The sequence below is a fragment of the Nocardia sp. BMG111209 genome, from assembly GCF_000381925.1.
Taxonomy (GTDB): domain Bacteria; phylum Actinomycetota; class Actinomycetes; order Mycobacteriales; family Mycobacteriaceae; genus Nocardia.
In genome coordinates this window covers 3,051,214-3,066,216 of record NZ_KB907307.1, presented here as the reverse complement: position 1 = coordinate 3,066,216, position 15,003 = coordinate 3,051,214, and the positions used below count along the sequence as shown (strand labels likewise).

1 protein-coding gene (only partly in view) is annotated in these 15,003 nt (G+C 70.3%); it reads right to left on the bottom strand.

The window, feature by feature from the left end; genetic code table 11:
* Positions 1–15,003: the beginning of a non-ribosomal peptide synthase/polyketide synthase gene (locus G361_RS43605; protein ID WP_036494118.1), read on the bottom strand. 20,427 nt of this gene lie to the left of the window's left edge; 15,003 of the gene's 35,430 nt are visible here — the first part of the coding sequence; the start codon lies at positions 15,001–15,003; its stop codon lies beyond the left edge, outside the window.

Here is a 15,003-nt window from a genome sequence, read left to right as displayed (position 1 = left end):
CGGCGACGCGAAATGCAGTGCCCGCGTACCGGAATCGACCTCGTAACGAGCGTTCTGCTCAGCGGTGAAGTTCGCCAGACCCGCATGCGTGACGACGACACCCTTGGGCAGACCGGTCGAACCGGACGTGTAGATCACATACGCGGGATGGTGCGGCCGCAGCGGTCGCACGCGCTCGGCGTCGGTCACCGCACCGGCCGGGTATTCGTCGAGGGATTGTTCGTCGAGGATCAGCCAGTCCACCGAGTCCGGCAGTCCCGCGCGTACCGACGACACCGTCACACCCACCGGCGATCCGGAATCGGTGACCATGTGCGCGATCCGGTCACCGGGATAGGTCGGGTCGATCGGCACGAACGCCGCGCCGGTCTTCGACACCGCCCACTCGGCCAGATACGACTCGTCCGAACGCGGCACCGCGACCGCCACCAGATCCTCGGCGCCGATCCCCCGCGCGATCAGCAGACGCGCCAACCGATTCGACCGTTGATCGAGCTCGGTATAGGACCGGCTCCGCCGGCCCGTGCCGTCGAGCGGAGTGAACACCACCGCGGGACCGTCCGGATTCACCGCGACCGCCGCCGCCAGCAATTCCGGCAACGTGCGCACCGGCTCCGCGGGAAGACCGGTGCGCGCCACCAGATCCGCACGCTCGGCCACATCCAGGACATCGATCGCACCGACCGACGTCCCCGCATCAGCAGCGACCGTCTCCAGCACCCGCACCCACCGCTGCACCAACTCCACCACGGTGCTGTCGTCGAACAGATCCGTGGCATAGGTCGACGCCAACGCGAGTCCGGAATTCGCTGCGTCACTGTCTGATTCGTTGCGCAGGTCGGACAGGGTGAACTGGAGGTCGAAGCGTGCGGCCGTCTCCTCGAGGTCGACCGGCGACACCGTCAGCCCGGGCAGGACCAGGCTGCCGCGGTCGATGTTCTGATACGCCAGCACGATCTGGAACAACGGGTTGCGGGCCTGCGAGCGGTGCGGCGCCAGCACCTCCACGAGGCGCTCGAACGGCAGTTCGGCGTGATCGAAGGCCGCGAGATCGGAATCACGCACGCGCCGGAGCAGTTCCGTGAACGATTCGTCCGGCCGTACCTCGGTGCGCAGCACCAGGGTGTTGACGAACATGCCCACCACGCCGTCCAGGACGGCGTCACCACGCCCGGCGACCGGGGTGCCGACGACGATGTCCGCGCCGCCGGACAGCTTGCTCAGCAGGATCGCCAGGGTGGCGTGCAGCGCCATGAACAGCGTGGAGCCGTTGCGGCGCGCGATATCTTCCAGCACGGCGGTCAGCGTCGCCGGCAACAGGTGGTGCACGGTGGCGCCGCGCTGCGAGGCGACCGCCGGACGGGGCCGGTCCGTGGGCAGTGCGAGTTCGTCGGGAATGCCGTCGAGAGTGCGGCGCCAATGGTCGAGCTGGCGTGTCGCGAGGGACTGCGGATCGTCCTCGGTGCCGAGCCGATCACGTTGCCACACGGTGTAATCCGCGTACCGGACGGGCAGCGCCGGCCAGCCGGGTGCGGTGCCGGACAACCGCGCGGCGTACGCCGTTGCCACGTCGCGGGCGAGCGGGCCCAGCGAGAAGCCGTCGGCGGCGATGTGGTGCACCACCAGGACGAGGATGTGCTCGACACTCTCCGGTGCGGTGTCGGTACGCCGGAACAGTCTGGTGCGGACCGGAACCCGCTGTGCCACATCGAATCCGAGCGAGGCGAACTCGGTGATCGCGTCGGCGAGTCCGGCTGCGGTGATCGGCCGGACCCGCAGATCCGGCGTCACCTGCGCGGCGGGCACGACCACCTGCCGGGCGCCGTCGCCGTCCTCGGGGTAACGGGTGCGCAGCGACTCGTGCCGCTCGAGCACGTCGTGCACCGCCGATTCCAGTGCGGCGGTGTCGAGTTCGCCGGACAGGCGGATCGCCATCGGGAGGTTGTAGACCGGTGACGACGGGTCGTACCGGTTGAGGAACCACATCCGCTGCTGGGCGGGTGACAGCGGCACCCGGTCCGACCGGGTGGCGGCGATCGGGATTCGCCGTGCGCCCCGGCCGATCTCGGGCTCGAGGCGGGCCGCCAGGTCGGACACCGTCGACGCCTCGAACAACAGGCGCACCGGCACGTCGGTCTCGAGTGCGGCGCCGAGTCGCGCCACCACCCGGGTCGCGAGCAGCGAATTGCCGCCGAGGGCGAAGAAGTCGTCGTCGGCGCCGACCCGGTCGGCGCCGAGCAGTTCGGTGAACACCGCCGCGACCGCCTGCTCCGCGGCGGTCGCGGGCGCCCGGAACTCCTGGGTGCGGTACTCCGGTGCGGGCAGCGCGCGCTGATCCAGTTTCCCGTTCGGCGTCAACGGGATCGAGTCCAGGACGGCGAATGCCGCGGGCACCATGTAACCGGGCAGCCGGGCCGCCGCCACCGTGCGGACGTCGTCGAGGTCGATCGGCCCGGCCTCCGGGACGAGGTAGGCCACCAGATGGTCACCGCGGCGGGGGTCCGCGCGGACGATCACGAACGCCCGCCGCACCCCGGGGGACTGTCCGAGCGCCGCCTCGATCTCGCCGAGCTCGATCCGGAAGCCGCGGATCTTCACCTGGAAGTCGTTGCGGCCCAGATATTCCAGCGCGCCACCGGCGGTACGCCGGACCAGATCGCCGGTGCGGTACATGCGTTCGCCGCGCATCCACGGGCAGGCCACGAACCGGTCCGCGGTGAGGCCGGGCCGCCCGTGGTAGCCCCGCGCCAGTTGCGCACCGGCGACGTACAGTTCGCCGGCCACGCCGGCGGGCACCGGCCGCAGCCGATCGTCGAGCACCCATTCCCGGACCCCGCGCAGCGGTTCGCCGATGACGATCGGCTCCCCGGCCCGCAGCGGCGCGGAGATGTCCACGACGACAGTGGTTTCCGTCGGCCCGTACGCGTTGATCAGGTCGACGCCGGCGTCCGCGCAGCGCCGCACCAGATCGGGCGGGCAGGCCTCGCCGCCGACGGCGACGGTGCGCAGATCCGGCAGTGCGGCCGGTTCCAGCGATCCGGCGGTGGACGGGGTCATGAGGGCGTGTGTGACGCGTTGTGCCCAGAGCAGTTCCACCAGTTCGGGACCGGCGGCACTGCCGGCCGGGGCGATCACCAGGGTGGCGGCCGAATTCACCGCGAGCAGCAGTTCGGCGACCGAGATGTCGAAGGACGGGGAGGCGAAGTGCAGGATGCGCGCGTCCGCGCTGCCCGCGTAGCGGGCGGTCTGTTCGTCGGCGAGGCCGACGATGCCGGCCTGGGTGACCAGTACGCCCTTGGGCCGGCCGGTCGAGCCGGAGGTGTAGATCGTGTACGCCAGGTGATCCGGCCGCAGCGGCCGGATCCGGTCCGCGTCGGTGATCGGGGTGACGTCGAATCCCGCTGCGGCGCCGGACAGCCGGTGGTCGTCGAGGGACAGCCACGCGATCGGGCCGGGGAGCGCGTCGCGTACCGGGTCCACGGTGAGGCCCAGCACCGCGCCGGAGTCGGCGACCATGTGCGCGATCCGGTCGGCCGGATGCGTGGGATCGATCGGCAGCCAGGCCGCGCCGGATTTGGCGACGGCCCAGACCGCGGTCACGGAGTCCCGCGAGCGTGGAATGCCCACGGCCACGATGTCGTCCGGTCCGACGCCGCGGTCGATCAGCAGCCGGGCCCAGCGGGTGGACCGCTCGTCGAGTTCGCGATAGGTCACCGCACTGTCGGCGCCGCACAACGCGAACCGCTCCGGCGCCGCGACGGCGGCGGCCGCGAGCAGGTCCGGCAGCCGCCCGGTCCGGGCCACCGGGCCGCCGGAACGCTGTGTCAGCGCGGTGTATTCGGCCGCCGACACCAGCGGCAGATCGCCGACCGGGGTGAGCGGCGCGGCGACGGCGGCGGTGAGCAGCCGGGTGAAGCGGTCGGCGAGTTCGGTGGCCGCGGCCGCGTCGTACAGGTCGGTGGCGTACAGGAGCGTCGCGGCGATGCCCTCGGGTTCGCCTGCGGCGCCGTGCCGTTCGGTGAGGGTCCACTGCAGGTCGAATTTCGCGATGTCGACCGCGACCTCGGCGGCGGACACCGTCAGGCCGGGCAGTTCCGGTTCGGTGGCGGGCAGGTCCTGCATCGACAGCGCCACCTGGAACAGTGGATGCCGGGCCCGTGACCGTGCCGGGGCGAGCACCTCCACCAGCCGTTCGAACGGCACGGTGGCGTGGGCGAACGCCGCCAGATCGCCGGCGCGGACCCGGGACAGCAACGCGGCGAAGGATTCGGCGCGGTCCACGCGGGTGCGCAGCACGAGCGTGTTGACGAACATGCCGACGAGCGGATCGAGCCCCGGCTCACCGCGACCGGCCACGGGGGCGCCGACGGCGATGTCGTCGTCGCCGGACATCCCGGCCAGCAGCACCGACAGCACGGCGTGCACCAGCATGAACACCGAAACACCCTGTGCCCGAGCCGTTTCGGTGAGGTCGCGGTGCAGTCCGGCGGGCAGGGGGAAGGCCACACTGCCGCCGTCGTGGGTGGCGCGGTCGGGCCGGGTCCGCGCCGCCGGTAGGTTCAGTTCCTCGGGCAGACCCGCGAGAGTCTCCCGCCAGAAGGCGATTTCGCGGGCCGCGAGCGATGCGGGGTCGGATTCGTCGCCGAGCAGTGCGCGCTGCCAGATGCTGTAGTCGCGATACTGGACCGGCAGCGGCGTCCACGCCGGGCCGTGCCCGGCCGCGCGGGCGGTGTAGGCGGCGGCGAGGTCCGCCGCGAGCGGCCCGAACGAGAAACCGTCCGCCGCAATGTGATGCAGGACGAGGGCGACGACATGGTCCTCGTCGGCGAGCCGGAGGATCCGCACCCGCACGGGCGCCTCCCGGACCACGTCGAACCCGGCCGCGGCGAATGCGGCCAGCGCGGTGGGCAGTTCGGCGGGCACGGTGTCGTGCACGGCGAGGTCGAATCGCACCTCGTCGGCGGCGAGCACCTGCTGCCACGCGCCGTCGGCTGCCTCGGGGAAGACGGTCCGCAGCGTCTGCTGGCGGTCGACGACATCGCGCAGCGCCGCCCGCAGCGCGCCGAGATCGACCGCGCCGCGCAGCCGGACGGCGAAGGGCAGGTTGTAGGTCGGCGCGGCGGGATCGAATCGGTTGAGGAACCAGATCCGTTGCTGCGCGGGTGACAACGGCACCCGTTCCGGTTGCTGCTGCGGTACCAGCGGCGGCCGGGTCGTCGCGCCGGGCCGCGCGTCCGCCCGCGCGGCGAGCGCGGCGACGGTCGGCGCCTCGAAGACGGTCCGCACACCCACCTCGGTCCGCAGCGCCGCCGACAGGCGTGCCACGACCTGGGTGGCGACCAGCGAGTTGCCGCCGAGCTCGAAGAAGTCGTCGTCGGCGCCGACGCGCGCCACCCCGAGCAACTCCGTGAAGATCTGCGCGACGACCTCTTCGGTCGGCGTCGCAGGTGCCCGGAACCGGCGCGGTTCGAACTCCGGCACCGGCAGCGCCTTCCGGTCCAGCTTGCCGGAGGCGTTGAGCGGGAACCCGTCCAGCACCACGATCGAGGCCGGGATCATGTACTGCGGAAGCGACTGTGCCAGCACCGTTTTCACGGTGTCGACCGCGACGGTGACGTCCGGCTCGGGCACGACGTACCCGGTCAGCCGGTCGCCCGCGTGCGGGTCGTGGTGCACGACGACCACCGATTGTGCGATGCCCGGTTGTCCGAGCAGTGCCGCCTCGATCTCGCCGAGTTCGATGCGCAGGCCGCGCAACTTCACCTGGAAGTCGGTGCGGCCCAGATAATTCAACTCCCCGGTAGCGGTCCACGCCACCAGATCACCGGTACGGTACATCCGCTCACCGGACTCCCAGAACGGATCGGCCACGAACCGATCCGCCGACAGATCCGCCCGCCCCAGATACCCCCGCGCCAACTGCGCACCCGCCAGATACAACTCACCCGGCACCCCCGGCGCCACCGGATGCAACCGGGCATCGAGCACATACACCCGCGTGTTCCACACCGGCCGGCCGATCGGCACCGTCACCGTATCCGCAGCGGCCACTTCGTGATACGTGACATCCACCGCGGCCTCGGTCGGCCCGTACAGATTGTGCAACCGCGCACCGGTCAACTCCCGCAACCGCTGCGCCGTCGCCGCCGGCAACGCCTCACCGGAAGCGAACACCTGCCGCAAACTCCCCGGCGACACCACCGGACCGGTGCCATCGCGCGATTCGATCGCGGTGCCATCGCGCGGTCCCACCACAGAGGCATCGCGCGGTTCCACCGCGGCGACACCCAGCGGTTCCACCGCGGCGGTGTCCAGTGCCGACACGAACACCGACAGCATCGACGGCACGAAATGCGCGGTCGTGACACCGTGTTCGGCGATGACCCGGGCCAGATACACCGGATCGCGATGCCCGTCCGGACGCGCGATCACCAGCCGCGCACCGGTCTGCAACGGCCAGAACAACTCCCACACCGACACATCGAACGTCGCCGGAGTCTTCTGCAACACCACATCCGCGGCGGTCAGCGGATACTCGTGCTGCATCCACAACAACCGGTTCACGATCGCCGCATGCGTGACCGCCACACCCTTCGGCCGTCCCGTCGAACCCGACGTGAAGATCACATAGGCGGTGTTCGAATCCGACAGTGGCGCAAGCTGTTCCGTCGCGGTGAGCGGCCCGGACGGCCAGGCCGACATGTCCAGGTCGTCGACCACGAGCACGATGTCGTGTTGCAGGGCGGTCTCGAGGTGCGGTACCGAGCCCAGATCCCGGTCCGTGGTCAGTACGCATACCGGTGCCGCGGTGTGCAGCACGTAGTCGATGCGGTCGGCGGGCTGGTCCGGGTCGAGCGGCAGATAGCCGCCACCGGCCTCGAGCGTGGCGTACACCGCGACCAGCAGGTCCACCGAGCGCCGCATCGCCACCGCGACAAGCGATTCCGGGCCGACACCGCCGGCCACCAGCCGCCGGGCCAGCCGATGCACCCGCGCCGCGAACTCGGCATAGGTGAGCTGCTCACCCTCGAACACCAGCGCCACCGCATCCGGCGTCGCCGCGACCTGCTCCTCGAACAGCGACACCAGCGTGTGCGCCGCCGGTCCATCCTCCGTGCGGATATCCGAGGAGGCCCGGGGGAGGGCGTGGTGGGTGTCGTTCCAGAGGGTCAACACCCGCGCATGCTCATCGGTGGACAACACATCGATATCCCCCACCGGCGCGCCGGGATCGGCGACCACCGCCGCCAGAATCCGATCCAACCGCGCCGCGAACCCCGCCACCGTCGCCTCATCGAACAAATCCCGCGCATACGAGAACTCCGCCGACATCCCCGCCACCTCCCCATGACGGTCCGCCACCTCCTGCAACGTCAACTGCAAATCGAACTTCGCCAACCGCGAGTCGTACTCCACCGGCGACACCCGCAACCCCGGCAACTCCAAACTCGCCTGCCGCGTGTTCTGGAACGTCAACATCACCTGGAACAACGGATGCCGCGCCTGCGACCGCGACGGATTCAACACCTCCACCAACCGCTCGAAAGGCACATCCGCATGCGCGAACCCCTGCAAATCCGCATCCCGCACCCCCGCCAGCACCTGCGTGAACCCCGCCCCCGCCGCCACCGGCACCCGCAACACCAGCGTATTCACAAACATCCCGATCAAATCATCCAACGCCGCCTCACCACGCCCCGCCACCGGCGTCCCCACCGCAATATCCCCCGTCCCCGACAACCGCGCCAACAGGACCGCCAACGCCGCATGCATCACCATGAACAACGACGCATTCTCCCGCCGCCCCAACTCCACCAACCGCCGCTGCAACCCCGCCGACACCACAAACGGATACGTCCCACCCCGATAACTGGCCACCGGCGGACGCGGACGATCCCACGGCAACACCAACTCATCCGGCACCCCCGCCAAACGCCCCACCCAATACCCGATCTGCCCCGAAATCAACGACCCCCCATCCTCCTCCGACCCCAAAACCTCCCGCTGCCACAACGCATAATCCGCATACTGCACCGGCAACGCCGCCCACGCCGGCTGCTCCCACGACGTCCGCGCCGCATACGCCACCATCACATCCCGCGCCAACGGCCCCATCGACCAACCATCAGCAGAAATATGATGCACCACCATCCCCAGCACGAACTCGGTCTCACTGACCTCGAACAACCGCGCATGCAACGGCACCTCACTGGTCACATCGAACGCCATCGACGCCAACTCGACCAGATGATCGATCAAATTCCCCTCCGTCACCGGCACCGGCGTCAAATCCGGCACAATCTGCGCCGCATCCAACACCACCTGCACCGGACCATTCCCCGTCTCCGGAAACACCGTCCGCAACGACTCATGACGATCGATCACATCGATCACCGCCACCTGCAACGCCGCCACATCCAACTCACCCGACAACCGAATAGCAACCGGAATATTATTGACCGCATTACCACTATCGAAACGATTCAAAAACCACATCCGCTGCTGCGCCAACGACAGCGGAACCTCCTCCGGCCGCTGCCGCGCCACCAACGCCTTACGCGCACCGCTGCCGACCTGTGATTCCACCCGGGCCGCGAGCGCCGCGACCGTCGACGCCTCGAACAGGGTGCGCACCGGCACCTGGGTGTGCAGTGCGATACCGAGCCGGGCCGCGGCTTGGGTCGCGATCAGCGAATTGCCGCCGAGGGTGAAGAAATCGTCGTGCCGGCCGACGTGGCGGTCCGGGCCGAGTTCGAGTATCTCGCCGAAGATCCGGGCGACGATCTCCTCGATGGGAGTCGTCGGGGCCTCGAATTCGCGGACCTCGAAGACCGGTGCGGGCAATGCCCGCCGATCCAGTTTCCCGTTGGGGGTCAACGGAATCGCGTCCAGCACCACGAACGCGGCGGGCACCATGTGGGCCGGCAGATCCCGCTGCAGGGCGGCCCGGATCGCCGCCGGATCGAGGTCGCCGTCGGGCACCAGATAGGCGACCAGCCGGTCGCCGAGCCGCTCGTCGCCCCGGACGATCACCGCGGCCTGGGCGATCTCCGGCAGCGCCAGTATCGCCGCCTCGATCTCACCCGGTTCGATCCGGAAGCCGCGCACCTTGACCTGATCGTCGGCGCGGCCCAGGTGCAGCAGTTCCCCGTCCGGACTCCACCGGGCGAGGTCGCCGGATCGGTACAACCGGGAGCCCGGCACACCGAACGGGTCGGCGACGAACCGCGCCGCCGACAGGGCCGCGCGGCCGAGATAGCCGCGCGCCACCTGGGCTCCGCCGAGGTAGATCTCGCCCGGCACCCCGGCCGGGACGGGCCGTAGCCGGTTGTCCAGCAGCAGGATTCGCAGGCCCGGTAGCGGCCGGCCGACCGGGCTGCCGGTGGCCGTGGTCACGGCCGCGTCCAGCGGCCGGTACGTCACGTGCACGGTGGTCTCGGTGATGCCGTACATGTTGATCAGCCGCGGCGCGGTGTCGCCGTGCCGGGCGAACCAGCCGGTGAGACGGCGCACTTCGAGCGCCTCGCCACCGAAGACGAGGTAGCGCAACGGCAGTGGGGCCGGGGCGAGCCGATCCGCCTCGGCGAGTTGATGGAAGGCCGACGGGGTCTGGTTGAGGACCGTGACCCGTTCCGCGCGCAGCAGTTCCAGGAAGCGGTCGGGGGCGCGCGAGGTGTGGAAGTCGACCACCACCAGCGTGCCGCCGTGCAGCAGCGGGCCCCACAGTTCCCACACCGAGAAGTCGAAGGCGAAGGAGTGGAACATGGTCCACACGTCGTGCTCGTCGAATCCGAACAGGTCGCGGGTGTTGTCGAACAGCCGGACCACGTTGCGGTGCGCGACCGGTACGCCCTTCGGCCGGCCGGTGGAGCCGGAGGTGTAGATGACGTACGCGATGTTGTCCGGGCGCGCGATCCCGCGCCGGACCGGGGTGTCCGGCGTCGCCGGATCGGTGTCGTCCGCGCCGGTCACGGCCAGGACAGGTAGGCCGCTCGGCACGATCAATTCGTGTTGCTCGGTTGTTACCATGCAGATCGGGGTGGCATCCGCCAGCATGAACGCGATCCGCTCCGCCGGATACGCCGGGTCGATCGGCAGATAGCCGCCACCGGCCCGCAGCACCGCCAGCAGGGCCACGATCAGCTCCGCCGAGCGCGGCAGGGCCACCGCGACCAGGGTGTCGGGACCGACACCGGCCCCGATCAGCTTGTGCGCCAGGCGATTCGCGCGGCGGTCCAGTTCGCGGTAGCCGATCCGCTCCCCGCCGGCGACCACCGCGACGCGATCCGGATGCGCGGCGGCGGCGGCCGCGAACAGTTCCGGCAGCGTGGTCTCGCGGCCGCGGTCCGGGCCCGCCACGGCCCAGTCGCCGGTCACCGTCGCCAGTTCCGCCGCGTCGAGCAGTGCGATATCGCCCACGGCCGGACCGGGATCGGCGGTCACGGCGTGCAGGATCCGCAGGAACCGGGTGTTGAACGCCGCCACGGTCGGCGCGTCGAACAGGTCGGTGGCGAACTGCGCGACCGCGTCGATTCCGGTGGGTTCGCCCGTCGCGCCGAAGTTCTCGGTCAGCGTCCATTGCAGATCGAATTTGGCGACGGCGACGTCGAGTTCGTCGGCGGTGACCCGCAGCTCGCCCATCTCCAGTGCGGCGTGCGACATCTCCTGGAACGACAGCATCACCTGGAACAGCGGATGCCACGCCTGCGACCTGGTGGGTTCGAGGACCTCCACCAGCCGCTCGAACGGCACGTCGGCGTGCGCGAACGCCGCCAGGTCCGATTCCCTGGTGCGGGTGAGCACTTCGGTGAACGAGTCCGCGGGGTCGACCTCGGTCCGCAGCACGAGGGTGTTGACGAACATGCCGACCAGATTGTCGAGGACCCGTTCGCCGCGTCCGGCGATCGGGGTGCCGATCGCGATGTCGGTGGTGCCCGACAGCCGCGCCAGCAGGACCGCCAGCGCCGCGTGCAGCACCATGAACACCGTGACGCCCTGTGCCCGAGCCAGATTCGACAGCCCGGCGTGCAGTTCCGCGTCGATCCGGAACTCCGCCCGGCCGCCCCGGTAGCTCGGTTCGGCGGGCCGGGGCCGATCCGCGGGCAGTTCGAGCTGATCCGGCAACCCCGCCAGCGCATCCCGCCAATAGGCGATCTGCCGCGCCGCGATCGAGCCCGGAACGGATTCGGCCCCCAGCACTTCGCGCTGCCACAGGCTGTAATCGGTGTACTGCACCGGCAGCGGCGCCCATGCGGGTTCGGCGCCGGCGGTCCGCGCCACGTAGGCGGTCGCGATATCGCGCGCCAGCGGGCCGAAGGAGAATCCGTCCGCCGCGATGTGGTGCAGCACGAACGCGACGGCGTATTCGTCACGCCCGGTGGCGTTCTCCGGGCCTGCCGCATCACCGTCGATGATCCGGTGCACCCGCACGCGGATCGGCAGCTCACGGCCGACGTCGAAGCCGGCGGCGGCGAATCGCGCCAGGGCCGTGGGCAATTCGGCGGGGGAGACGGGCACGGTGTCGATGCCGAGCGCGACCTCGGACATGGGCACGATCCGCTGGTGGCCGCCCGCACTCGATTCCGGGAAGACGGTGCGCAACGCCTGCTGCCGCGCCAGGACGTCGTACAGCGCCGCGTGCAGCGCGGCGAGGTCGACCCCGCCGTGCAGCCGCACCACGAACGGCAGGTTGTAGGTCGGTGCGGCCGGATCGAACCGGTTGAGGAACCACATCCGCTGCTGCGCGAGCGACAGCGGCACCCGTTCCGGCAGCGTCCGGGCCACCAGCGGCGGCCGATCGCCGCTCGCCGGCGTGGCCGCGGCCCGTGCCGCGATCCCGGCGACGGTCGGGGTCTCGAACACCGCTCGCACCCCGAGCCGGATACCGAACGCGTCGGAGACGCGGGCCACCAACTGGGTGGCGACCAGCGAATTGCCGCCGAGCGCGAAGAAGTCGTCGTCCGCGCCGACCCGCTCCCGGCCGAGCACCTCGGCGAACACACCCGCCACGATCTGCTCCGCCGGGCTGCCCGGCGCCCGATATCCGGCCGCGTCGCCGCGGAACACGGGCTGCGGCAAGGCTTTCCGATCCAGCTTGCCGGAGGTGTTGAGCGGCAACGCGTCCAGGACCGTGATCGACGCCGGCACCATGTACGCGGGCAACCGGCCGGCGGCGAACCGGGTGAGCGCGGCGGCGTCCACCGTGGCGTCCGGCGCGGGCACGACATAGCCGGCCAGATGCTGCCCGGCCGGGGTCTCGGCGACCAGCACGACCGCCTGCCCGACGGCCGGATATGCCAGCAGCACCGTTTCGATCTCGCCGAGTTCGATCCGCTGGCCGCGGAATTTCACCTGGAAATCGGTGCGGCCGATATATTCCAGAACTCCGGTGTCGTCCGCGCGTGCGGCCCAGCGGACCAGATCTCCGGTGCGATACATTCGCGACCCGGATCCGGCGAACGGATTCGCGACGAATCGGTCGGCGGTGAGATCGGCGCGGCCCCGATATCCGCGGGCCAATTGCCCTCCGGACAAATACAATTCACCCGGCGCGCCCACCGGGACCGGCCGCAGCCGCGCATCCAGAACATGAACGCCGACATTCCATTCCGGAACACCGATCGGGACGGTGACCGTATCGTCCGCGGTCGTTTCGTGACTGGTCGCGGAAACGGCCGCCTCGGTCGGTCCGTAGAGGTTGTGCAGTCCGGCCGCGGAGATCGCCCGGAATGCGCTCGCGGTTTCCGGCGGCAGCGCCTCACCGATCACGAAAACCGCGCGCAGCGAAGCACATCCGGCGGCGGTGGCCCGGCCCGCGAACACGGTCAGCATGGACGGCACGAAATCCGTGACCGTCACCCGGTGCCGTTCGATCAGATCGGCGACGTACAGCGGATCGCGGTGCCCGTCGGGATCGGCGACGATCAGGGTCGCACCGGCCAGCAGCGGCAGGAAATACCCCCACAGCGAGACGTCGAAGGTGGTGGCGGTCTTCTGCAGATATACGTCGTCCGAGGACAGCCGGTACCGGTCGAGCATCCACAGCTGCTGATTGACGATCGCGTGGTGGGTGACCGCGACGCCCTTGGGCCGGCCGGTGGAACCGGAGGTGTAGATCACGTAGGCGGTGTTGTCCGGCCGCAGCGCGCCGCGCCGCTCCGCCTCGGTGACCGTGCCGTCGGGGAAGCCGGACAGATCGAGGGTGTCGAGGTCCACGCGGCGGATGCCGGCCGGCAGTTCGAGCCCGTCGCCGCTGGTGGTGAGCACGCACACCGGATCGGCGCTGCCGAGGATGTAGGCGGTGCGGTCGGCGGGATGATCGGGATCGATCGGCACGTACGCGCCACCGGCGTGCAGCACCGCGTGCATGCCGACGACCAGGTCCAGCGAGCGCCGCATCCCCAGTGCCACCAGCGATTCCGGCCCGACGCCGTCGGCGATCAGCCGCCGCGCCAGCCGGTTGACCCGTGCCTCGAAGGCGGCGTAGGTCAGCGTCGACGCGCCGAATCGGACCGCGATCGCGTCCGGTTCGGCGTTGTCGAGCCCGGCGGTCAGCAGCGCGGTCAGCGTGGTGTCCGGCACCGGATGCGCGCTGTCGTTCCAGGTGGTCAGGGTGCGGCCGAGTTCGGCGCCGGTGGTGATCGGCAGCGACCACACGGCCCGGTCGGCGCCGGTGGCGAGGAAGCGGTCGAAGAATTCCAGGAACCGGTGGTGATGGTCACGAGTCTCGTTGTCGCCGTACAGGTTCGGGTTGGTCTCGAAGTCGATCCGGGTGCCGGCGTCGGTCTGGTACAGGTTGACGCCCAGATCCTCGATGGATCCGGTCGACAGCACATGCATCCGGCCGGTCAGCTCGCCGAGGGCGAATTCGTCGTGGAACAGCATGATGTTGACCCACGGCCCGAAGAATTCGGTGGTGACGGCCCCGGCGCCGGCGTTGTCGCGGCGGATGTCCTCGTGCCGGTACCGCTGATGCCGCAGCGCCCCCGACACCTCGACCTGTACCTGGTGCAGCAGCTCCGCGACGGTGGTGCCGTAACCGACGCGCAGCCGCAGCGGCACGATGTTGGAGGTGGCGCCGCCGGCGCGGCGCATCGCCGCGGTGACCCGACCGGTCACCGGCAGGCTCAGGATCACCTCTTCGGCGCCGGTCCACTGCGCCAGATAGGTCGCGAAGGCCGCGATCAGCAGGCCCGCGGCCGAGGATTCGAACCGGGTCACCGCGGCGTCCAGCACCGCCTGCCGGTCCGTGGCCAGCGTCGCCGAGGCCAGCCGGTGCACCGCCGCGGGCGGCGCCGAGCGGCCGGTGAGCCCCGATCCGGCCGCCAGGCCCGCGACCTTCTCGGCCCAGTACCGCCGATCCGATTCGAAGCGCGCCGAATCCCGATAGGCCAGTTCCGCGTCCACCAGCTCGGGCAGCCCCACGATCTTCGAGGCCGGCACCTCGGTGTCCGTGACGTAGGCGGTGTACCGCTCCGCGATCCGGCGCAGGTTCGCGACCGCGCCGTAGCCGTCCAGGGCGATGTGGTGCGCCCGCATGTACCAGAACCACCGGTTGTCGGTCAGGTGCAGCACCGTGGGCCGGACCAGCTGCCCGGCCACCAGGTCCCAGGGCTGCCCGTAGTCGGCGCGCATCCACGCCTGGGCCGCGGCCTCGGGATCGGCCTCGCCGCGCAGATCGAGATACGGCAGCCGATCATCGAAATCGGCATCGAGGTACTGGCGGGGCAGGCCGTCGATCTCCACGATCCGCAGGGCCCCGGCGCCCAGCTCGCGGCCGGTGTCCAGCAGGGCGCGTTCGAGCACGGGCAGGTCGAGGGCGCCGCGCAGATCCACATACTGCGCGATGACGATCGGCACCTCGGGATCGAGGTGCTGGGCATACCAGATACCCAGTTGCGCGGGAGAAAGCGGGAACGTCTCTCCGATCGAAACCGGCGCGGATCCTACCTCACTCTGGGCTTCGCCGTTTCCGCCGAAATCCTGCCGGTCGACCTTACTCAC